26 protein-coding genes and 1 tRNA gene are annotated in these 18,391 nt (G+C 65.4%); 15 read left to right on the top strand and 12 right to left on the bottom strand.

Annotation, left to right across the window (positions count from 1 at the left end; genetic code table 11):
- Positions 1 to 74 precede the first annotated feature (74 nt).
- Entirely contained in the window at positions 75 to 551 is a 477-nt protein-coding gene (gene greA, locus EOD43_RS15195; protein ID WP_127744894.1) for a transcription elongation factor GreA, read from the top strand.
- A 34-nt stretch (positions 552 to 585) separates the two neighbouring features.
- The gene (locus EOD43_RS15190) at positions 586 to 1,212 is read left to right on the top strand and encodes a rhomboid family intramembrane serine protease (protein ID WP_127744893.1); all 627 of its coding nucleotides are present in this window, start codon (positions 586 to 588) and stop codon (positions 1,210 to 1,212) included.
- 35 nt (positions 1,213 to 1,247) lie between these two features.
- Here the strand turns inward: EOD43_RS15190 and EOD43_RS15185 are convergent, their stop codons facing one another.
- From EOD43_RS15185 to EOD43_RS15165, 5 genes are all read right to left on the bottom strand, one after another.
- Positions 1,248 to 1,463, bottom strand: a complete 216-nt coding sequence (locus EOD43_RS15185) for a DUF4170 domain-containing protein (protein ID WP_127744892.1) — start codon at positions 1,461 to 1,463, stop codon at positions 1,248 to 1,250.
- Between the two features lie 49 nt (positions 1,464 to 1,512).
- On the bottom strand, positions 1,513 to 2,112 hold the full coding sequence (locus EOD43_RS15180) for an MlaC/ttg2D family ABC transporter substrate-binding protein (RefSeq protein WP_127744891.1): 600 nt from the start codon (positions 2,110 to 2,112) through the stop codon (positions 1,513 to 1,515).
- Positions 2,113 to 2,194: 82 nt separating this feature from the next.
- Positions 2,195 to 2,608: a hypothetical protein gene (locus EOD43_RS15175; protein ID WP_127744890.1), complete on the bottom strand. Its 414-nt coding sequence runs from the start codon at positions 2,606 to 2,608 to the stop codon at positions 2,195 to 2,197.
- Complete coding sequence (locus tag EOD43_RS15170; protein ID WP_164857254.1) at positions 2,605 to 3,354, bottom strand: phage holin family protein; 750 nt, start codon at positions 3,352 to 3,354, stop codon at positions 2,605 to 2,607. The genes EOD43_RS15175 and EOD43_RS15170 overlap by 4 nt, the downstream gene beginning before the upstream one ends.
- Positions 3,355 to 3,356: 2 nt before the next feature.
- Positions 3,357 to 3,833: a hypothetical protein gene (locus EOD43_RS15165; RefSeq protein WP_127744888.1), complete on the bottom strand. Its 477-nt coding sequence runs from the start codon at positions 3,831 to 3,833 to the stop codon at positions 3,357 to 3,359.
- A gap of 162 nt (positions 3,834 to 3,995) precedes the next feature.
- Here EOD43_RS15165 and eno point away from each other — a divergent pair, with 162 nt between their 5' ends.
- The 6 genes from eno to EOD43_RS15135 all read left to right on the top strand — a co-directional run bounded on the left by eno (position 3,996) and on the right by EOD43_RS15135 (position 9,682).
- Positions 3,996 to 5,276, top strand: a complete 1,281-nt coding sequence (gene eno / locus EOD43_RS15160) for a phosphopyruvate hydratase (protein ID WP_127744887.1) — start codon at positions 3,996 to 3,998, stop codon at positions 5,274 to 5,276.
- Positions 5,277 to 5,497: 221 nt separating this feature from the next.
- A complete protein-coding gene (locus tag EOD43_RS15155) occupies positions 5,498 to 5,806 on the top strand; it encodes an FtsB family cell division protein (RefSeq protein ID WP_127744886.1) in 309 nt (102 codons plus the stop codon).
- Positions 5,807 to 5,955: 149 nt separating this feature from the next.
- Complete coding sequence (gene pdhA, locus EOD43_RS15150) at positions 5,956 to 7,059, top strand: pyruvate dehydrogenase (acetyl-transferring) E1 component subunit alpha (protein WP_127744885.1); 1,104 nt, start codon at positions 5,956 to 5,958, stop codon at positions 7,057 to 7,059.
- A 1-nt stretch (position 7,060) separates the two neighbouring features.
- Positions 7,061 to 8,473, top strand: a complete 1,413-nt coding sequence (locus EOD43_RS15145; RefSeq protein WP_127744884.1) for a pyruvate dehydrogenase complex E1 component subunit beta — start codon at positions 7,061 to 7,063, stop codon at positions 8,471 to 8,473.
- Between the two features lie 37 nt (positions 8,474 to 8,510).
- Complete coding sequence (locus tag EOD43_RS15140) at positions 8,511 to 9,023, top strand: response regulator (RefSeq protein WP_127744883.1); 513 nt, start codon at positions 8,511 to 8,513, stop codon at positions 9,021 to 9,023.
- The gene (locus EOD43_RS15135; protein ID WP_164857253.1) at positions 9,020 to 9,682 is read left to right on the top strand and encodes a hypothetical protein; all 663 of its coding nucleotides are present in this window, start codon (positions 9,020 to 9,022) and stop codon (positions 9,680 to 9,682) included. The genes EOD43_RS15140 and EOD43_RS15135 overlap by 4 nt, the downstream gene beginning before the upstream one ends.
- On the opposite strand, the gene EOD43_RS15130 is transcribed toward EOD43_RS15135, so the two are convergent.
- From EOD43_RS15130 to EOD43_RS15110, 5 genes are all read right to left on the bottom strand, one after another.
- Complete coding sequence (locus EOD43_RS15130; RefSeq protein WP_127744882.1) at positions 9,679 to 10,332, bottom strand: Dabb family protein; 654 nt, start codon at positions 10,330 to 10,332, stop codon at positions 9,679 to 9,681. The genes EOD43_RS15135 and EOD43_RS15130 overlap by 4 nt on opposite strands.
- Complete coding sequence (locus tag EOD43_RS15125) at positions 10,325 to 10,651, bottom strand: hypothetical protein (RefSeq protein ID WP_127744881.1); 327 nt, start codon at positions 10,649 to 10,651, stop codon at positions 10,325 to 10,327. Before EOD43_RS15125 ends, EOD43_RS15130 begins: the two co-directional genes overlap by 8 nt.
- Before the next feature lie 84 nt (positions 10,652 to 10,735).
- Positions 10,736 to 11,170 (bottom strand): nuclear transport factor 2 family protein, encoded by a 435-nt coding sequence (locus EOD43_RS15120; protein ID WP_127744880.1) that lies wholly within the window; start codon positions 11,168 to 11,170, stop codon positions 10,736 to 10,738.
- Positions 11,171 to 11,244: 74 nt separating this feature from the next.
- Complete coding sequence (locus tag EOD43_RS15115; protein WP_164857252.1) at positions 11,245 to 11,841, bottom strand: outer membrane protein; 597 nt, start codon at positions 11,839 to 11,841, stop codon at positions 11,245 to 11,247.
- Between the two features lie 52 nt (positions 11,842 to 11,893).
- Positions 11,894 to 13,717, bottom strand: coding sequence for an amidase (locus tag EOD43_RS15110; RefSeq protein ID WP_240653256.1), 1,824 nt, complete (start codon positions 13,715 to 13,717; stop codon positions 11,894 to 11,896).
- 158 nt (positions 13,718 to 13,875) lie between these two features.
- On the opposite strand from EOD43_RS15110, the gene EOD43_RS15105 reads away from it, so the two are divergent.
- The 5 genes from EOD43_RS15105 (at position 13,876) to EOD43_RS15085 (ending at position 16,151) form a co-directional block, all read left to right on the top strand.
- A complete protein-coding gene (locus EOD43_RS15105) occupies positions 13,876 to 14,247 on the top strand; it encodes a cupin domain-containing protein (protein ID WP_127744878.1) in 372 nt (123 codons plus the stop codon).
- 74 nt (positions 14,248 to 14,321) lie between these two features.
- Complete coding sequence (locus tag EOD43_RS15100; RefSeq protein ID WP_127744877.1) at positions 14,322 to 14,837, top strand: helix-turn-helix domain-containing protein; 516 nt, start codon at positions 14,322 to 14,324, stop codon at positions 14,835 to 14,837.
- A 58-nt stretch (positions 14,838 to 14,895) separates the two neighbouring features.
- Positions 14,896 to 15,252: a hypothetical protein gene (locus EOD43_RS15095; protein WP_127744876.1), complete on the top strand. Its 357-nt coding sequence runs from the start codon at positions 14,896 to 14,898 to the stop codon at positions 15,250 to 15,252.
- Positions 15,253 to 15,298: 46 nt separating this feature from the next.
- Positions 15,299 to 15,739: a hypothetical protein gene (locus EOD43_RS15090; protein ID WP_127744875.1), complete on the top strand. Its 441-nt coding sequence runs from the start codon at positions 15,299 to 15,301 to the stop codon at positions 15,737 to 15,739.
- 13 nt (positions 15,740 to 15,752) lie between these two features.
- Entirely contained in the window at positions 15,753 to 16,151 is a 399-nt protein-coding gene (locus EOD43_RS15085; protein WP_127744874.1) for a helix-turn-helix domain-containing protein, read from the top strand.
- 51 nt (positions 16,152 to 16,202) lie between these two features.
- Here EOD43_RS15085 and EOD43_RS15080 read toward each other — a convergent pair.
- A tRNA-Tyr gene (locus EOD43_RS15080) sits at positions 16,203 to 16,288 on the bottom strand.
- A gap of 123 nt (positions 16,289 to 16,411) precedes the next feature.
- Between EOD43_RS15080 and rlmB the strand changes: the two genes are divergently transcribed.
- On the top strand, positions 16,412 to 17,155 hold the full coding sequence (gene rlmB / locus EOD43_RS15075; RefSeq protein ID WP_127744873.1) for a 23S rRNA (guanosine(2251)-2'-O)-methyltransferase RlmB: 744 nt from the start codon (positions 16,412 to 16,414) through the stop codon (positions 17,153 to 17,155).
- Positions 17,156 to 17,301: 146 nt separating this feature from the next.
- Here the strand turns inward: rlmB and EOD43_RS15070 are convergent, their stop codons facing one another.
- A complete protein-coding gene (locus EOD43_RS15070) occupies positions 17,302 to 17,619 on the bottom strand; it encodes a 2Fe-2S iron-sulfur cluster-binding protein (protein ID WP_127744872.1) in 318 nt (105 codons plus the stop codon).
- Positions 17,620 to 17,694: 75 nt separating this feature from the next.
- Here EOD43_RS15070 and EOD43_RS15065 point away from each other — a divergent pair, with 75 nt between their 5' ends.
- Positions 17,695 to 18,339, top strand: coding sequence for a DNA-3-methyladenine glycosylase family protein (locus EOD43_RS15065; protein WP_127744871.1), 645 nt, complete (start codon positions 17,695 to 17,697; stop codon positions 18,337 to 18,339).
- Positions 18,340 to 18,391: the final 52 nt, after the last annotated feature.

Genomic DNA, 18,391 nt, shown 5'->3' with positions numbered 1-18,391 from the left:
GCAGGAAGACAGTGTGGGCGGCCCGCAAGGGTCGTCTGGGGGGCGGGCTTATCGGACGAAAGGGTTGAAGGCAGATGGCCAGCGTTGAGAAGTTGCCGATGCTCCAGGAAGGCTATCGCATGCTGACCGAAGAGCTCGCGCGTCTCAAAATCGAGCGGCCGCAGATCGTCGACGCGATCGAAGAAGCGCGCGCGCATGGCGACCTTTCGGAAAATGCCGAATATCACGCCGCCAAGGAGCGCCAGGGCCAGATCGAAGCGACGATCAGCGATATCGAGGATCGGCTGAGCCGCGCGCAGGTGATCGATCCGCGCGATCTTTCGGGCGATCGCATCGTCTTCGGCGCGACCGTGACGATGCTCGACGAGGACGACAAGCCGGTAAAGTATCAGATCGTCGGCCAGACCGAGGCGAACGCCAAGGACGGCAAGATCAGCTACAATTCGCCGCTGGGCCGCGCGCTCATCGGCAAGAAGGTCGATGACGAGGTCGAGGTGACGGTGCCGTCGGGCGAGCGGTTCTACCTCGTCTCGAAGATCGAGTTCATCTGATCGCGGGCCGCCTTTTGAAGGTAATGGGCTGCCCATGAAAATGCCGCCCGCACGGGCCACCACCATGATCGCCGTCGCGACGATCGCCAGCTATTTCATCCTGGCGGTCGCCGGCCTTTCCGAAACCGCCGACTTCATCGGCGGTTTCATTCCGGCGCGTCTGGGCGGGATCGAACTCGAAGGCGCGCTGCCCGTCTGGATCACGCCGCTGAGCGCGACCCTGCTGCACGCGGGCATCGTCCATCTCGGCTTCAACCTGCTGATCCTCGTCTATTGCGGGCGCTCGGTGGAAGCCGCGGTGGGGACGTTCGGCACGCTGCTGCTCTACCTGATCGGCGCCTATGCGGCGGCACTCGCGCAATATCTCGCCTCCCCGCTCGATATGTCGCCGATGATCGGGGCGAGCGGGGCGATCTCGGCCCTGTTCGGCGCCTATGCCTTGCTGTTCGGCCGCCCGCGCGACAGCAACATGCCGCCGCGCGTCGCTTATGCGCTCAACGTCGTATGGCTGGCGGTGGCGTGGGTCGGCATCCAGCTGATGATCGGCTTCGCGATGCCCGGCGCGGGCTTCACCGTCGCGATCTGGGCACATATCGGCGGCTTCCTCGCCGGCCTTCTCCTCGCACGCCCGCTGCTGCTACTCAAATATCGCAGCGCATGAAAAAACCCTCCCCGATCGGGGAGGGTTCATTCGGTTCAGTCCAGATCCGGCTCCAGCAGCTTGTGGAGATGGACGATCACATATTTCATCTCAGCATCGTCGACGGTGCGCTGTGCCGCGCCCCGCCACGCATTTTCCGCCGACTTATAGTCGGGGAAGAAACCGACGACGTCGATCTTGGACAGATCCCCATAATCGAGCCCGCGCGGATCGGTGACCCGACCGCCGAACACCAGATGCATCTTGCTCATATTCAAATCTCCTGCGCGCCTGCAGGGCGATCCTCTTATGACGGCGCGTTTAGCCGCGCGCCTTCATCATCGCAACGAGTGCGTCAAAACCCTTGCGCTGGATGATCGCATCGAAATCCTGCGCCTGCGTCATCGCCAGGTTGATATTGGCGACGGTCAGGTTCGTGATCTTGAAGACGCCGCCGACCTGGCCGACCGACCAGACCGCCGTGATCGGCTGCGAACCGGGCTTGGCCACGGTCGTCGTCACGTTGAAGCCGCTACCTGCGGGCGCGGTGCGCACGACCTTCATCGTCGCCTTCGAATAATCGTAGAGATTGTCCGAATAGGTGCCGATGATGAAGTTCGGGATCGCAGCCTTGTACGCGGCCTTCTGCGCCGGGGTGATCTGGTTCGCCCAGCGGCGGATCAAGCGGTCGCCGATCGCATCGATCGCGAAATGCTGCGACAGCAGCTCGCGGAACTTGGTGCGCACGGCGGCCTTGTTGCCCGTCTTGAGCACGGCGAAGCTTTCGTCGCCCAGCGTGCTGACGAAGGTGGCGGCATCCTTGTTCGCGATCACCGCGGCCGAAGCCGGGGCGGCCATCGGCACGACAATGCCGGTCGCCAGCATCGCGGCGGTGCCGATGGAAAGCAGAATCTTCTTCATTCGAATCTCCGTGATCGGATGGCGCGTGCCATCCGCTTGAGCATTGCGTTAGCGGCCGGGCGGTGAACCCGGCTTGAACCTGTTATTTGCGGATCGCGCCGGCGGCCGCGCTGCCCGCCGTCTCGGCGACCTTCGCGATCGATTCGATCAGCTTGCCGACCTGTTTACCCGCCGCATCGGTGCTGAAGCCCGCCGCGTCGAGTTCGGCCCTGCCCGCATCCTTGCCGGCGGTCAGCGCCGCCTTGGCGCGATCGACGATCTCGCCGCCATATTGGCCGAGCAGTTCGCCTTCCTTCTTCGTCTTGGGCAGCAGCGCGCCCACGACCGCGCCGACCGCGACGCCGGCGGCCAGCGCCACGACCGGAAAGCTGTCGACGCCTTCGCCCACCTTGGCCTTGGCGGTTTCATAGCCGGCCTTCACGGCCTCGGCCGATTCATTCAGCTTCGCGCTCGCCAGCGTCGCGGCACGCTCGGCGCTATCCTTGACCTTCGTCATCGACCAGTCTCCTCGGAAGCGGGCGGTTGCGCCGGCGTAACGGCGCCCTCGCCCCTGTAACCAACGGCGCCCGTTCGGGTTGCACCGAGACGATCCGCCACCTTGAAAGCAAATTTACCCAGTCGCGGCCGCAGGACCAACAGCGCCCCGCCCGCGATCCACAGGATCGTGCGGATCGGCTGACGCCGGGCCTTTTCGACGACGCGATGCGCCAGCGACTGCGCGTGATCGAGAACCTCTTCGGTCAGATCCTCGAGCAGGGCGCGCGGGTGGAGCCGCGCCTGCGTATCGCCGATCGCATCGAGCACCGCGGCGCGCGCCGTGCGGCTGCGGGCGCGGGCGCGCTCGATCAACGGCTCGATCGCACCCTGCGGCTTATCGTCGCGATCGTCATCCTCGATCATCGAGACGAGGCGCTTCATGCCCATCTTCGCGCACAGCCCGGCGGCGATCGCGCCGATCAGCGCCGCCACCATCGCCCCGCCGAACGGCGTCAGATAAGGCGACAACGCGAAAGCCAACGACATCAGCAGCACCACCGCCGCCGCCTGGCCCAGCAATAGCGCGCCGACGATCAGGATGATCGCCAGCTTGGCGCGCGCGATCCGCCGGTAGAAATCGATGCGGAGGAGCGCGACCTCCGCCTCGATCAGCGTCCGGATATCGGCCGTTAACCGCGTGAACAGCGCGCGGATCGGCTCATCACCGCCGCCCGCTGCAGCTTCGCCTTCGCCCCGATCCGCCAAAATCAGCCCTTCGGCGCGGCATCAGGCTCCGACGCCGGAGGGGTAGAGTCAGCCGCAGGCGACCCGTGGCCCGTCTCCGTGCCTTCGGGGAAACCTGCCTTCACGACGCGCGCCACCGCGAAGCCGATTGCGGCGGCAGCGGCGATCGCGATCGCCGGGCTGCTGCGGATCATGCCCTTGGCATCTTCGAACAGCTGCTCGGCGTCCTTGGCCTTCAGATTGTCCGAAAAGCCCGTCACCGCCTCGGCCGCCTGGCGGACATAGCCCGCATATTGCGCGCCCAGCTTCTCATCGACCGCATTGGCCGCGTCGCCGATCAGCGTCGCGACATTGTCGAGCGCCTCGGTGGTGCGGTCCTTGCCCTGCACCGTGAATTCCTTGGCCTTCGTATTGGCCGTGTCGGCGAAGCCCGACATCGTCGAGGTGAACGCATCCTTCGCGTCGTCGAATGCCGAACCCTTGCCGTCTTCCGCCGCCATCTTCGATCTCCCTGTCGGGTGGTTCAAACCATCGTTCAACAAACCATGTGTGGACGATAGCGTTCCGTTTCCAGACCCGAAACGACTTCATATTTGCCTAATATCCTTACCACCGATACAGGCCCGGCAAGCCCACGCCCAGCAGAAAGGTTCGTCCCCGAAATGACCGCAATCATCGAGGTTCATGGCCGCCAGATCATCGACAGCCGCGGCAATCCGACCGTCGAGGTCGACGTGCTGCTGGAGGACGGCAGCTTCGGCCGCGCGGCGGTCCCGTCGGGGGCGTCGACCGGCGCCTATGAAGCGGTCGAAAAGCGCGACGGCGGCAAGCTTTGGCTCGGCAAGGGCGTGTCCGAAGCGGTCGAGGCCGTGAACGGCGAGATCGCCGAAGCGATCGTCGGCATGGAGGCCGAGGACCAGTCCGAGGTCGATCTGCGCATGATCGAGCTGGACGGCACCGCAAACAAGAGCCGCCTGGGCGCGAACGCGATCCTGGGCGCGAGCCTTGCGGTCGCCCGCGCCGCCGCCGATGCGCGCGGCCTGCCGCTCTATCGCTATGTCGGCGGCGTCCAGGCGCAGGTGCTGCCGGTGCCGATGATGAACATCATCAACGGCGGCGCGCATGCCGACAACCCGATCGACTTCCAGGAATTCATGATCATGCCGGTGGGCGTGGACAGCCTGTTCGACGCGGTCCGCTGCGGCTCGGAAATCTTCCACACGCTCAAGAAGGCGCTGCACGAAAAGGGTCTGGCCACCGCGGTCGGCGACGAAGGCGGCTTCGCCCCCAACCTCGCCTCGGCCCCCGACGCGCTCGACTTCATCATGTCGTCGATCGAAAAGGCCGGCTACAAGCCCGGCGAGGACGTGGTGCTGGCGCTAGATTGCGCGGCGACCGAATTCTTCAAGAACGGCGTCTATGATTTCCACGGCGAAGGCGTGAAGCGTTCGCCCGCCGAAATGGCCGATTATCTGGCCGAACTGTGCGCCCGTTACCCGATCGTCTCGATCGAGGACGGCATGGGTGAGGACGATTTCGAAGGCTGGAAAATCCTGACCGACAAGATCGGCGGCAAGGTGCAGCTGGTCGGCGACGATCTGTTCGTCACCAACCCGAAGCGTCTGGCGCAGGGCATCAAGGACGGCCTCGCCAACTCGCTGCTCGTGAAGGTCAACCAGATCGGCACGCTCACCGAAACGCTGGAAGCCGTCACGATGGCGCAGCGCGCGGGCTACACCGCCGTCATGTCGCACCGTTCGGGTGAGACCGAGGATTCGACGATCGCCGACCTCGCCGTCGCCACCAACTGCGGCCAGATCAAGACCGGCTCGCTCGCGCGTTCGGACCGGCTTGCCAAGTATAACCAGCTGATCCGCATCGAGGAGCAGCTTGGCCCGATCGCCACCTATGCCGGCCGCGCCGCGCTGAAGGCGCTGGCCTGACCTCTTAAATCCTCCCCCGCCAGGGGGAGGTGTCAGCGCAAGCTGACGGAGGGGGAGGATGGTGGCCAATTCGAGTTGGTCGAACCCGCCCCCTCCGTCGCCTTCGGCGCCACCTCCCCCTGGCGGGGGAGGATTATTACGGACACGATTCGACGAATCGAGTCGCCGCATCGCCACAAGGGGTTGATGCGGCGACGATTTCGTGATTCTCCTTTGCGATCATGAACCGTGCGCCAATCCTTCAGATGGTCAAATCCGCTGCGATCCCCGCGGCGGCGATCCTGATCATCGGCTATTTCGCCAGCGCCGCGCTGATCGGCCCCAACGGGCTGTTCGCGCTGGGCGGCTATCGTGCGCAGCTGAAGGACAAGCAGGCGCAGCTCAAGGCCGCGCAGGATTATCGCGCGACGCTGCGCCACCGGGCCGAACTGCTCGATCCGCGCCATGTCGATGCCGATTATGGCGACGAGATCGTACGCCGCACCACAGGGCAGGTCCGCCCCGACGAAGTCATCATCCCGCGCGACTAAATTGGTCGATTAATCATCGGCTGACGAACATAGACAGGCCGGCCGTGCATTGATACCGGTGTCATGGTTGATCATCGGGCGTTGCGATATTGCGATCGGCCCGCCTATAAGTCCCCGCAGTCCACCGCCCCCCGGCAAAGGAACCCGACTTGGCCAAAGCAGCCTCTCCGCGCGCAGCTTCCCCCGCGCGCAAAGCACCCGCCCGTAAAGCGCCCGCCGCGAAAGCTGCGCCGGCCGCCACCGCCGTCTCCAACCGCGAGCGCCCCGCCGATCCGACGCGCTATGAAGCGACCAAGACGGAGATGCTGGAATTCTACCGGCAGATGCTCCTGATCCGCCGCTTCGAGGAAAAGGCCGGCCAGCTGTACGGCCTCGGCCTGATCGGCGGCTTCTGCCACCTCTATATCGGCCAGGAGGCGGTTGCCGTCGGCCTGCAGTCGGCGCTGGAAGTCGGCAAGGATTCGGTGATCACCGGCTATCGCGATCACGGCCACATGCTCGCCTACGGCATCGATCCGAAGGTGATCATGGCCGAGCTGACCGGCCGCGCCGCCGGCATCTCGAAGGGCAAGGGCGGATCGATGCACATGTTCTCCGTGGAGCATCGCTTCTACGGCGGCCACGGCATCGTCGGCGCGCAGGTCTCGCTGGGCACCGGCCTCGCCTTCAAGCATAAATATGCCGGTGATGGCGGCATCGCGATGGCCTATTTCGGCGATGGCGCCGCGAACCAGGGCCAGGTGTATGAGAGCTTCAACATGGCGGAGCTCTGGAAACTCCCGATCATCTTCGTGATCGAGAACAACCAGTATGCGATGGGCACCAGCGTCAATCGCGCCTCGTCCGAAGATCAGCTCTATCGCCGTGGCGAGAGCTTCCGCATTCCGGGCATCCAGGTCGACGGCATGGACGTGCTCGCGGTGCGCGGCGCGGCTGAGGAAGCGGTCGCCTGGGTCCGCGCCGGCAAGGGCCCGATCCTGCTCGAACTCAAGACCTATCGCTATCGTGGCCATTCGATGTCCGATCCGGCCAAATATCGCTCGCGCGACGAAGTGCAGGCGGTTCGCGACAAATCCGACCCGATCGACCATCTCAAGAAGGAGCTGGAGGCCGTCGGCGTCACCGAGGACGAGCTGAAGAAGCTCGAAAAGGATATCCGCACGATCGTGTCCGAGGCGGCCGATTTCGCCGAGGAAATGCCGGAGCCCGAGGCCGACGAACTCTATACCGACGTGCTGGTGGGAAGCTACTGAGATGCCGATCGAACTGAAGATGCCCGCCCTTTCCCCGACGATGGAGGAGGGCACGCTGGCCAAATGGCTCGTCAAGGAAGGCGACGCCGTCAAGTCGGGTGACATCCTGGCCGAGATCGAGACCGACAAGGCGACGATGGAATTCGAAGCCATCGACGAAGGCACGATCGCTTCGATCGCGGTGGCCGAGGGCACCGAGGGCGTGAAGGTCGGCACCGTCATCGCGACTTTGGTCGAGGAAGGCGAGGACGCATCCGCCGCCGCCAAGCCCGCACCGAAGAAGGAAGAACCCAAGGCCGAAGCGCCGAAGGAGGCCCCCGCGCCTGCTTCCGAAGAGGAAAAGCCCAAGAAGGCCGAAAGCGCCACGCACGCGATGGTCGCCGCCGTCGTGGACACCAACGAAGCGCCCGAAGTTCCCGAGGGTACCGAGCTGGTCAAGACCACGGTCCGCGAAGCGCTGCGCGACGCGATGGCCGAGGAAATGCGCGCCGACGGCGACGTCTTCGTGATGGGCGAGGAAGTCGCGCAATATCAGGGCGCCTATAAGGTCACGCAGGGCCTGCTCGACGAGTTCGGCGACAAGCGCGTCATCGACACGCCGATTACCGAATATGGCTTTGCCGGCATCGGTTCGGGCGCGGCGATGGGCGGTCTCAAGCCGATCATCGAATTCATGACGTTCAACTTCGCCATGCAGGCGATCGATCACATCATCAATTCGGCCGCCAAGACCAATTATATGTCGGGTGGCCAGATGCGTTGCCCGATCGTGTTCCGTGGCCCGAACGGCGCCGCCGCCCGCGTCGGCGCGCAGCACAGCCAGAACTATGCCCCCTGGTATGCCGCCGTCCCCGGTCTGATCGTGATCGCGCCTTATTCGGCAGCGGACGCGAAGGGCCTGCTCAAGGCCGCGATCCGATCGCCCGATCCGGTCGTGTTCCTGGAGAACGAGCTGCTCTACGGTCAGAGTTTCGATGTGCCGAAGCTCGACGATTATGTCCTGCCGATCGGGAAGGCGCGCGTCGCCAAGGCCGGCAATGACGTCACGATCGTCAGCTATTCGATCGGCGTTGGCCTGGCGCTGGAAGCCGCCAAGCAGCTGGAAGGCGAAGGCATCGACGCCGAGGTGATCGATCTGCGCACGATCCGCCCGCTCGACAAGGCGACCGTGCTCAAGAGCCTGAAGAAGACCAACCGCATGGTCATCGTCGAGGAAGGCTGGCCGGTCTGTTCGATCGCGTCGGAACTGATGGCGATCGCGATGGAAGACGGCTTCGACGATCTCGACGCGCCGGTCCGCCGCGTCACCAACGAAGACGTGCCGATGCCCTATGCCGCGAACCTGGAAAAGGCGGCGCTGATTAAGGTCAGTGACGTAGTGGGTGCGGTCAAGTCCGTGTGTTACAAGGACTAACCAACCCGGACGACTCACGAGGTAACGAGGCGCGCGGATGATGTACGGCGGTTACGATTTCGCGCGCACTGCGGACGGGCTTGTGCCCGTCCGCGCCTCGATGGGCCTGATCGGCACGGGGGCTTCGGTCGGTGGTGTGCCGAGCGCGCGCGAAACCTCCGTGCTCGACGATCTGACCTTCGATTCCCGCATGCTGTTCGTCGAGGATGACGAGCATATCGCCGACGTGATCGGCATCATGCTGGAGGATCTGGGCTTCGATCTGACCCACGCCCCGAGCGGCGAAGAGGCGCTGTCGATCCTCGATCGCGACAAGCACGGGTTTGACATCATCATGACCGATATCGTCATGGGCGGGATCAGCGGGGTCAGCCTCGCCAAGAAGATCCGGTCGATGCACCCGCGCCTGCCGATCATCCTCGCATCGGGCTATAGCGACGAGATTATCGGCGGCTATAGCGGCGGCTTCGAACTGATCCGCAAGCCCTTCTCGCGGCGCGAGTTGATCGCCTGCCTTGCGCGCCACCTGAAAGCCGACGGCGCCGCTTGACCCCTCTCGCCCTGGCCGATCCGGAGCGCCGGCTGGCGCTCGCCTACGCCCCTGCCCCCGCCCGCCCCGCGCTCGAAACGCTGTGGCTGATCGATGAGCGGATGGGCGCGATCGTCGCGGCCGCACGCGAACCGGCGATCGGCGCGATGCGGCTCGTCTGGTGGCGCGACGCACTGGCCGCGCTCGACATGCGCGAGGCGCCCGCAGAACCGCTGCTCGCCCGCGTCGCCGCAACGCTACTGACCACAGGGGTTAGCGGCGCGGCGCTATCGGCGCTGGAGGAAGGTTGGTCCGCGCTGCTCGACAGCGAGATGCCCGACGAGGAGATGATGCGCCTCCACGCCTCACGCGGCGCCGTGCTGTTCACATTGGCAGCGCGCGCACTGGGCGCCGATGCGGAAGATATCGCGGCGGCAGGCGAAGGCTGGGCGCTTGCCGATCTCGGCCACCGCATCAGCGACCATGACGCCGGCCCACAGGCCCGCCGGATGGCGGCCGAGCGTCTGGCGACAGTCAATCCGCATCGCTGGCCGCGCGCCCTGCGCGCCCTCGGCCTGCTCACGCTGCTGGCGACCCGCGATGCGGGCGCGATCGAGCGCCACCAGGGATCGCCCGCCCGCGTCCTGCGTGGTGCGTTCTACGGCCTTACGGGGCTTTAACGCGCGTAATCAGCCATCACGCTTTTCGTGAGCGTGCTGGCGCTGTGGCACAGCCGGTCGTCGATCATGAACTCGGGCATTTCGCAGTCGAACCAGCGATCGACATGCCCCCAATGATAGGCGCTCGACATGTAGAGCCCGCGCAAGCCATCGAGCGAGGCATATTCCTGTTCCCAGACATAGTGCCACGTCTTCGCCCCGCGCGCCTTCACCACCGGGTTAAGCGCCCAGTTGACGATCGTATCGATATAATCGGGCATCGCCGCGGTCTCGTCGGCGAACTGCTTCTCGATCGCGGGATCGACCTCTTTGAAGAAGCTGAGGAACAGCGCGCGATAGACGCCGTCGGTTAGGCCCGGCTGCGGCACCGCGAAGCGCGAGACGGCATAGGCCGCCGCGTCGAGCTGCTGCACGATCGGATCGGCCTCGATGCTGTCCAGCACCGCATCGATCCCGCTCGCGGCCCAGGCGGCCTCGTCGGCGAAATGCGCGTGCCACACCTTGTCGCCGCCCATGAAGCTGACGGGCAGGCCGTCGCCCACATAGCTGAGATCGGCCTTCACCTGCTCGGTCGCGCGGGCGATCAGCGCGTCGCGCGCGGCGGCGTCGCTATCGGGGGTAAAGGTGATGAGCGCGGTCTGCTTAAACATGGGCCGCGGCCTCCTCATGCGCGCGGCGATCGCGCCAGACGACCAAAGGCGCGATCTTCGCCCAGAAGCCCCGCACCGCCGGCATGCCAGCACCACCCAGCCGCGCTTTCCAGAAGCCGGCCGTGTCGGGCACGCTCCACACGAAGGTCAGCCGGTTCGATTGCCCGGTCAGATAGATGGGCGGGCTGATCAGCGCCTGCTCCAGCTCCATGCCCCGCGCACGCGCCGTCGGCGCATAATCGTCCATATAGGCCTTGTGCACCTCCGCCGCGCGGCCGGGCGCGGCATCGATGATGTCGGTGATGGTGATCTTCGCCATGCCTCTCCCCGCTTTTTCGTCTTTATCGAATCGGGCCTAGCAAACGGAGAGTGCTCCGGATAGCCGATCTGGGGTAGGCGGCGGTCAGATCTTCCGGTCGACGATCCGATCCTCGGTAAACTCGGTCACCACCTGCCGCTCGGCGATCCGCCAGCCATCGGCGGTGCGCGCGTAGCGATCGTGATAGGTGATGTGCATGACGAAATCGTCATGCTTGCCATCATCGCGCGGGGTCAGGTGATGCGCGAGCGAGTAGATTTCGCCGGCGCCCGAATCGCCCTCCACCGAAATCCGCTTGTTCAGGACGGTGTGATAGGTGCGCACATAGCGGTTCAGCTGCGGCGGAATCTTCGCGAGATCGGCGCCCTTATATTCGAAGCCCGCACCGAACAGCCGGGCATCGGGCGTGAACTGCGCGGTGAAGCTCTCCGGGCTGCGCGTGTCGACGCCATGCGCATAACCCAGCACCAATTTCTCGATCGCGCGCTCGTCCACGACGCGCTGAATATCCTGCGGCATTCTTCTCTCCTTATCGCCCGCCGGACTTTAGGCCACCGCATGGCTGCGCTGTCGACGGGCGATCAGGATCCTCCTCAGAACCGGAAAATGCCACCGGTCAGAAACTGGTTCGCCTTGTAGCGGCTCGTATAGTCGTTCCGGCGATATTCGGCGCGGATCGACGTCGTCGGCGACAGCGCGAACTCGGCCCCGCCGCCATATTGCGATCCGCTCAGCCACCTCGCCTTGGGCGGGATGGCCACGATCAGGATGGTCGGCCCACCGAACACTTCGCGGACTCGCTCGGCCGAATAGCCCAGCCGACCGTAGAGAAGCAGGTTGGGGGTCGCGAGAAATCCGGCCCGCGTCGACACCGCATAACCCCATTTGGGATCGAAATCGCTGAAGGTGCCGGCGCCGTCATCCGCCCGAACCGCGCCTGTCGCGCCATTAACTTCGACCTGCACGCCGACGACCGCCTGCCCGAGCGACAGATCGTAGCCCGCCAGCGCGCCATAGGAGAACGCCGTATCGCTCCCCCTCAACGTGCGGCCGGCGATCGTCGCGGATGCGGAACGCTCAACCGCACCCAGTTGAATACCGACATGTGGGCCAGAAAAGGGCGCTGCGATGGTAGGGGCCGCCCCCAATAGTGCAACGATACCTGAAGTTATCGTATGAAGTGTTCCCATCATTCCCTCCATCATATTGCCATCGTTATGACGGAGACGTCTCGGCGCTGCCTTACGGATACGGAACAATAACTGCCTGTCCGGAGCCAAGCGGCGCCGTGCGCGTATAGAGCGCGAGGTAAAGCCTGCCGCCAAGCAACTCCGCACGATCGCGCGCCGGCAGCACCATATGCGCCGTCCCGTTGGCGCTTCCGGGCAGGATGAGATTGGCGAGGACCGGCCCCGGAGCCCCGTCTGCGGCCCCGCGGTGGATCGTCAGTGCGATCACGTCCGGAGCGGCCACGCCAGCTTCGGCGGTCACGTCGAGCGCGCCTGTCGTCGGATCGTAGCGAAAGCGTGCCGAGGCGGAGCCGGCCGCGGTTGCGAAGGTCCGCACCGCCGGTCCCTTGCCGTCGATCAAAGGCGGCGTGCTGAACGGGGCTTTGCGCGGATGCGCCACCCGCTCCCACCCGTAAGCGAGGCGCAGCAGGGTCGGCTCGGCAAAGGGCGCGCCCATCAGTTCGAGGCCGATCGGCAGCGCGCGATCGGTGAGGCCCGCGGGGATCGCGATGACGGGCAGGCCCGCCGATGCGCTCAGCTGGCAACTGGGCAGGATGCCGCTCTCATCCCCGCCGATCAGCGGCGGGCGGCGCAGCGTTGTGGGATAGAGGATCGCGTCGAGATGCTGTTCGGCCATCAGCTTGAGCACCGCCGCGCGGACCGCCGCGCGCTTCTCCATCGCCCTGGCATAGGCCGCCTCGTCGCGCTGCGCGGGCGCGTCACGCTGGCGGAAGCGCGCATCGAGTTCGTCGTGCTGGAGACCCAGCGCCAGGATCTGCGACAGCGACGCGACGGGCGGATAAGGCTGCGCCGCCAGATAGGCGGCCAGATCATATTTGAACTCGTGCAGGATCAGCGCGCTGTCCGCCAGCATGTCGTCGAGGCCGGGGATCGTCACGTCGGTCAGGTCCGCACCCGCATCGCGCATCTGGCCGAGCGCGCGATCGACCAGATCCTGCCCCTCCTTATAATCGGGCACCGGCCCGAAATAGCCGCGCAGCACGCCGATGCGCGCACCCTTCAACCCATCGCCGCGCAGCGCAGCGCGGTAGGAGCCGCGCGACTTGCCGTCGACGCGATCGGGCACGGTGGCGTCGAGCATGATCGCGAGATCGTCGACCGAACGGGCGAGCGGCCCCGCCACGTCCTGCGTATGCGACAGCGGCATCACGCCCTTCGTGCTCGAAAGCCCGCTGGTCGCGCGCAGGCCGACAAGGTTCTGATAGGCCGACGGGATGCGGATCGACCCGCACGTATCGCTGCCCATCCCCGCCGCCGCGAAGCTGGCCGCGACCGCAGCGCCCGTGCCCCCGCTCGATCCGCCGGGCGAGCGCGCGGGATCATAAGGGTTGCGGCTATAGCCGGTCAGCGAGGAGACGGTGGTCGTGCCCGCCGCCAGTTCGTGCATGGTCGTCTTGCCGATGATGATCGCGCCGGCCTTGCGGAGCATCGCAACCTGTTCGGCATCGGCTGTGGGCTGCAGCGTGGCAAGCGCGAGCGTGCCGCCGCTCGTCGGCATGCCGGCAGTATCGTAATTGTCCTTCACCAGAATCGGCACGCCGTGGAGCGGCCCGCGCGGCCCCTTGGTCCGCCGCTCGCGATCGAACGCGTCGGCCTCGGCCAGCGCCTTGGGATTGGTGCGGACAATCGCGTTGAGGCGCGGCCCCGCACGATCATAAGCCGCGATCCGCGCGAGATAGGCTTCGACCAGGTGGCGCGAAGTGACGCGGCCGTCCGCCAGCGCCGTATCGAGATCGGCGATCGACGCCTCGGTCACGTCGAAGGCCGGAGGCGATGCACCGACCGATAGCAGCGAGGCCGCCACGAGAAGCCCCATCTTCCGAACCCGACCAGCCCGCATCGCGCCGCCCCCCATCGCCTGCCCGACCCGAATGCTATCCGCGCGCATGCCCGCCCGCAACGCCACGATCGGCGGATTTGCGCGGCGCAGACACGCTGATAAGCTCCGCCTACAATCTCGAAGGGGGCGAGCATATGAACGGGAAGATCGGGCTGGTCGCGGCGCTGGCGATCATTGGGGCTGCGGGCATCGGCAATGCGGCCGGAACCGCGCAGACCGGGCGCACGCCCCTGTTCCAGAATCCGCAGGCGCGGGTGTGGAAATCGGTGATCGCGCCAAACAGCCCCCTGCCCTTCCATCGCCACGAACATCCCCGCGCGCTGATCGCGCTCAAGGGCGGGACGATGAAGATCCTCGAGGCGACCGGCGAAAGCGAGCTGCACGAATGGAAGGCGGGCCAGGCCTATTGGCTGCCCGCCAATGTGCCGGGCACGACGCATCAGGACGTCAATGTCGGTAACGAACCGATCGAGGTGATCGTCGTCGAGCTTTCGAAGGAAAGCTGACCGCCCGCCATTTTGTCCGAAGCGGCGCATTCATACGGGTTGCTGGCGCGGCTCCCGCGCTACATAAAACCGCTATGGACCGATCCGGCATCGACGCGCTCAGCGAACGTCAGAAGCAGATCCTTCGTCTCGTCTGGCAACATCTTTCGTCGAAAGACATTGCCCGCGAACTTGGCATTTCGCCCAACACTGTCGACCAGCACGTCCGTTTCGCCATCCGATTGCTGGGCGCGAAGGACCGGTTCGATGCCGCCCGTCAGCTCAATGTTACGGACAATGTAACTCCCCAATCGCTGGGGATCATACCGCAAAACCTTGCCGATCACGCCGATTCGGACAGTTTCTCGTCCTCAGTCGAGCGGCGAGAACGCCAGGGGATTTACGAGATGGGGGAAGCGCAGCAGCCATATCTGGTCGCTGCCGGACCCGCCCATCTCTGGCGCCTCCCGCTCCCGGAACGAGGGAGAGAGCGCAATGACCTGAGCAGCACGCAGCGAATGGCCTGGTTTCTGATTCTGGGGCTGATCTGGACCATGCTGGCCATCGGTTCGGTCCTCGGGCTGGCCGCCCTGAGCCGCCTCATCAACTAATCGATTTTTCACCGCAGCTTTTCAGCGTGCCGACCCCGTCGGCGCGAAAGGAGACCCTATGCCTATCTCACAATTGCGCCGCGAACGTATCAAGTCTGCCGTCGATATCGCCCATCACATCAACGACACCGAAGCCGCGATCGATGTCGCGCTCGAAATGATGGGTGGCCTCATCCAGGCGATCCCGGCCGCCCGCCGCAGCTGCAAAGTTTCCGCCGCCGAAGGGCAGGAGGCGATCGACGCCGTTCTCGAAGCCGCGCTGGGCCTGAACCAGGCCCGCCGCAAACTGGGCGTCGACGCGCATGGCGCCTTCCTCGTCACGTCCGGCCGAATCGGCGTGCCCGAAACCAGCTTCGGCTCCTTCCCCGAGAAGAGCGCGTCGACCGAAACGGTCGAACTGGTGAAGGCGGCCTGAATGATGCGGCTTGACCGGGGCAACCGAAACATGATCCGGTCAAGCCGTGATCGCCGGCCTGATACCCCTGCTGTTTCTCGTGTTCACGCTGGTGGGCTGCGCCTACGCCTTATGGCGTGGCGATATGCCGGAACGGTGGGGGGTCGCCATCTATCTGGGCGGCGCGCTGCTGACGCCGGTGGCCTACGGCACCTTCTGGCCGGCGTGGCACGAGGTGAATATCGGCGTCTTCATCATCGACATGATGGTGCTCGCGGGCTTCGTGATGCTGACGCTCCATTACGATCGCTATTGGCCGATCTGGGCCGCCAGCCTGCAACTGCCCGGCCTGATCGCGACGATCATGACCTTTCTGCAGCTCAATCGCGACGTCAGGGCCTATGCCCATGCCGAGGGCTTCTGGGCATGGCCGACCTTGCTGGTGATCGTGATCGGCGCCGCGCGATACAATCGAACCCGGATCAAGGCGATCGGCCGGCAACCCTGACGGGAGGCCGCGCATGCCGCCGCTAGCACAACGGGCGGCCGCGATCCTGGAGTTGCGCCGCCGCCGCGACGCCCAACTGGGCAATCTGTTCGGCGAGCCGGCGTGGGACATCCTGCTCGGCCTCTATGTGGCGGCGTGGAAGGGACGCAAACTCGCCGCATCCGCCGTGGGGCTTGAGGCCGCGATACCGCCCACGACGGCGCTGCGATGCCTCGCGACGCTCGAACATTATGATCTCGTGAAGCGCGAGCGCGACAGCGAGGATCAGCGGCGGGTGTGGATCCTGCTGTCGTCGCGCGGCATCGATCGGATCGAACGGCTTCTCAAGCTGGTCACGATCGAAACCGTCGAACCGCCATCGACGGTGCATCGCGCGCCCTATCTCGAATGGATGTATGCGGAGAAACGATAGCCGCGATCGGGGCCGCCTTGGCGGCCCGCACGATCGGTCTGAAAGTCGAAATGGTGGATGGGGCTGGATTCGAACCAGCGTACGCTTGCACGGGCAGATTTACAGTCTGCTGCCTTTAACCACTCGGCCACCCATCCAAAGGCGCCAAAAGCGAGGCGCGTCTTTGGCAACCCGAACTCCACCTGTCAACGGCGTGCGCAGCATAAATTGTGCTGAGGCCACAGCTTGCATCGCGAAGCGCGAACGCCGATAGCGCGGCCATGCGCAAAGGCCATCGTCCGTCCCAGCCCGCCAGCGGCAAACCCCGCTTCTGGGGGCGCCATGCCGTCACCGCGGCGCTCGCCAATCCAGAACGCACCGTGCGCCGGATCTGGGCGACGCGCGAGGCGATGGCGTCGCTCGATATCCCGCCGGTCATCCCGGTCACGCTTGCCGATGTCGCCGATCTTGGCCGGATGGTGCCTGCGGACGCGCCGCACCAGGGCCTGATCGCCGAAGTCGATCCGCTGCCCGATATCTGGCTGGGCGACCTTCTGGAGCGCGGCCGCGACGATCGCCGCCCGCTGGTCGTCCTCGATCAGGTCACCGATCCGCACAATGTGGGCGCGGTGCTGCGGTCGGCAGCTGCGTTCGACGCGCTGGGCATCGTCACGCAGGATCGCAACTCCCCGCCCGAATCGGGTGCGCTGGCGCGATCGGCCTCGGGCGCGCTGGAGCTGGTGCCGTGGGTGCGCGTGGTGAACCTGGCCCGCGCGCTCGACGAGATCGCCGAAGCCGGCTTCTGGCGCGTGGGTCTCACCGGCCACGCCAAGGGCACGCTGTCGGACGTGATGGGCGAATCGCGGATCGCGATCGTGCTGGGCGCCGAAGGCGAAGGGATGCGCCAGAATACCGAAGCGCATTGCGACGAACTGGCGAAGCTGCCGATCAGCCCACGCGTCGAGAGCCTCAACATCTCCAACGCCGCCGCCATCGCCCTCTACGCGATCGCAACGAGGGGCTGATCTGGAGCCCGGCAACGGGCCGCAGGCCCGCAAGGCCGAACGGCCGCCCGCGCTTATTGCGCGGAAAGCCAAGGAGCGCGGATGCGCTCCGCCCGGCGCCTGAGGGCAAACAAAAAACTTGGGCTAATCAAATTAACCCGAGGACTTCAGTCCTCGGGCGCAATGGTAACGATCATGCCGTCGAGATCGTCCTTCATGATCACCTGGCACGACAGGCGCGAACCTTCGGTGCGGTGATCCGAGCTGTCGAGCAGTTCGTTCTCGTCGTCGCTCATTTCGGGCAGCAGGCTGGCGAAGGCCGGATCGATGATGACGTGGCAGGTCGCGCACGAGCAGCAGCCGCCGCACAGAGCGAGCAGTTCGTCGACGCCATTGTCGCGAATGACCTCCATCACCGAAAGCCCGTCCTCGGCCTCATAGACCGATTCGTCGCCTTCGCGCGTGATCACGACCAACTTTGCCATTAAACGCTCCCCGCAATGCCTTATAACGTGGCGGCTATCGTGCCCGCCGCGCGAAATCAAGGGAGCGGAGACGTCATGGGCCTGACCGCCGAACAATTGCAGCGCAGTCTCGACGCAATCGCCGGGATGGAGCCGGTCATCGAACGGCGATTGGCGGAAATCGGCTATCCCGAACCGCGCATCCGCGAACGCGGCTATCAGACGCTGCTGCGCACGATCGTGGGCCAGCAGGTGAGCGTCGCCGCCGCCGCGTCGATCTGGGCGAAGCTGGAAAATGCGGTGGGGTGCGATCTCGTCCCCGAGGCGGTGGCCGCCGCGCCTGACGATCTGCTGCGCTCTGCAGGGCTTTCGCGCCAGAAGGCGAGCTATGCCAAAAGCCTGGCCGAACATGTGGCAAGCGGATCGATCGACTTCGCCAATCTGCCCACCGATGATGAGGAAGCGATCGCGCAGATGACCGCGATCAAGGGGATCGGGCGCTGGTCGGCCGAAATCTATCTGCTGTTCGCCGAGGGGCGCGGCGACATCTGGCCGGCGGGCGACCTGGCCGTGCAGATCGAGATGGGCGTGCTGTTCGGCCTGCCTGAGCGCCCGTCCGAGCGGGAGACGCGGCGGATGGCGGCACCCTGGAGCCCGCATCGCGGCGCGGCCGCCGTCTTCGCCTGGCACGCCTACGGCACCCGCCTGAGCGGCGAAAAAGCGAGCAAATTGCCCGTCTGATCGCTTGCCCGCTTTTTCCTGTTGCGACATGTTGCATCGCAACAGGAAAGCG

It is taken from the genome of Sphingomonas crocodyli (genome assembly GCF_004005865.1).
In the GTDB taxonomy this organism is placed as follows: Bacteria; Pseudomonadota; Alphaproteobacteria; order Sphingomonadales; family Sphingomonadaceae; genus Rhizorhabdus; species Rhizorhabdus crocodyli.
The sequence above is the reverse complement of the archived record's forward strand: the minus strand, read 5'-3'. Positions and strand labels throughout refer to the sequence as shown.

Bases quoted from the DNA above. Each gene is read 5' to 3' on its own strand.
- EOD43_RS15140 (WP_127744883.1), top strand. From the start codon at position 8,511: ATGATGTACGGCGGTTACGATTTCGCGCGCACTGCGGACGGGCTTGTG.
- EOD43_RS15120 (WP_127744880.1), bottom strand. From the start codon at position 11,170: ATGCCGCAGGATATTCAGCGCGTCGTGGACGAGCGCGCGATCGAGAAA.
- EOD43_RS15180 (WP_127744891.1), bottom strand. From the start codon at position 2,112: ATGAAGAAGATTCTGCTTTCCATCGGCACCGCCGCGATGCTGGCGACC.
- EOD43_RS15165 (WP_127744888.1), bottom strand. From the start codon at position 3,833: ATGGCGGCGGAAGACGGCAAGGGTTCGGCATTCGACGACGCGAAGGAT.
- EOD43_RS15105 (WP_127744878.1), top strand. From the start codon at position 13,876: ATGAACGGGAAGATCGGGCTGGTCGCGGCGCTGGCGATCATTGGGGCT.
- EOD43_RS15115 (WP_164857252.1), bottom strand. From the start codon at position 11,841: ATGGGAACACTTCATACGATAACTTCAGGTATCGTTGCACTATTGGGG.
- EOD43_RS15155 (WP_127744886.1), top strand. From the start codon at position 5,498: ATGAACCGTGCGCCAATCCTTCAGATGGTCAAATCCGCTGCGATCCCC.
- EOD43_RS15100 (WP_127744877.1), top strand. From the start codon at position 14,322: ATGGACCGATCCGGCATCGACGCGCTCAGCGAACGTCAGAAGCAGATC.
- EOD43_RS15190 (WP_127744893.1), top strand. From the start codon at position 586: ATGAAAATGCCGCCCGCACGGGCCACCACCATGATCGCCGTCGCGACG.
- EOD43_RS15110 (WP_240653256.1), bottom strand. From the start codon at position 13,717: ATGGGGCTTCTCGTGGCGGCCTCGCTGCTATCGGTCGGTGCATCGCCT.
- EOD43_RS15065 (WP_127744871.1), top strand. From the start codon at position 17,695: ATGGGCCTGACCGCCGAACAATTGCAGCGCAGTCTCGACGCAATCGCC.
- EOD43_RS15095 (WP_127744876.1), top strand. From the start codon at position 14,896: ATGCCTATCTCACAATTGCGCCGCGAACGTATCAAGTCTGCCGTCGAT.
- greA (WP_127744894.1), top strand. From the start codon at position 75: ATGGCCAGCGTTGAGAAGTTGCCGATGCTCCAGGAAGGCTATCGCATG.
- EOD43_RS15185 (WP_127744892.1), bottom strand. From the start codon at position 1,463: ATGAGCAAGATGCATCTGGTGTTCGGCGGTCGGGTCACCGATCCGCGC.
- EOD43_RS15145 (WP_127744884.1), top strand. From the start codon at position 7,061: ATGCCGATCGAACTGAAGATGCCCGCCCTTTCCCCGACGATGGAGGAG.
- EOD43_RS15125 (WP_127744881.1), bottom strand. From the start codon at position 10,651: ATGGCGAAGATCACCATCACCGACATCATCGATGCCGCGCCCGGCCGC.
- EOD43_RS15085 (WP_127744874.1), top strand. From the start codon at position 15,753: ATGCCGCCGCTAGCACAACGGGCGGCCGCGATCCTGGAGTTGCGCCGC.
- eno (WP_127744887.1), top strand. From the start codon at position 3,996: ATGACCGCAATCATCGAGGTTCATGGCCGCCAGATCATCGACAGCCGC.
- EOD43_RS15070 (WP_127744872.1), bottom strand. From the start codon at position 17,619: ATGGCAAAGTTGGTCGTGATCACGCGCGAAGGCGACGAATCGGTCTAT.
- EOD43_RS15130 (WP_127744882.1), bottom strand. From the start codon at position 10,332: ATGTTTAAGCAGACCGCGCTCATCACCTTTACCCCCGATAGCGACGCC.
- rlmB (WP_127744873.1), top strand. From the start codon at position 16,412: ATGCGCAAAGGCCATCGTCCGTCCCAGCCCGCCAGCGGCAAACCCCGC.
- EOD43_RS15175 (WP_127744890.1), bottom strand. From the start codon at position 2,608: ATGACGAAGGTCAAGGATAGCGCCGAGCGTGCCGCGACGCTGGCGAGC.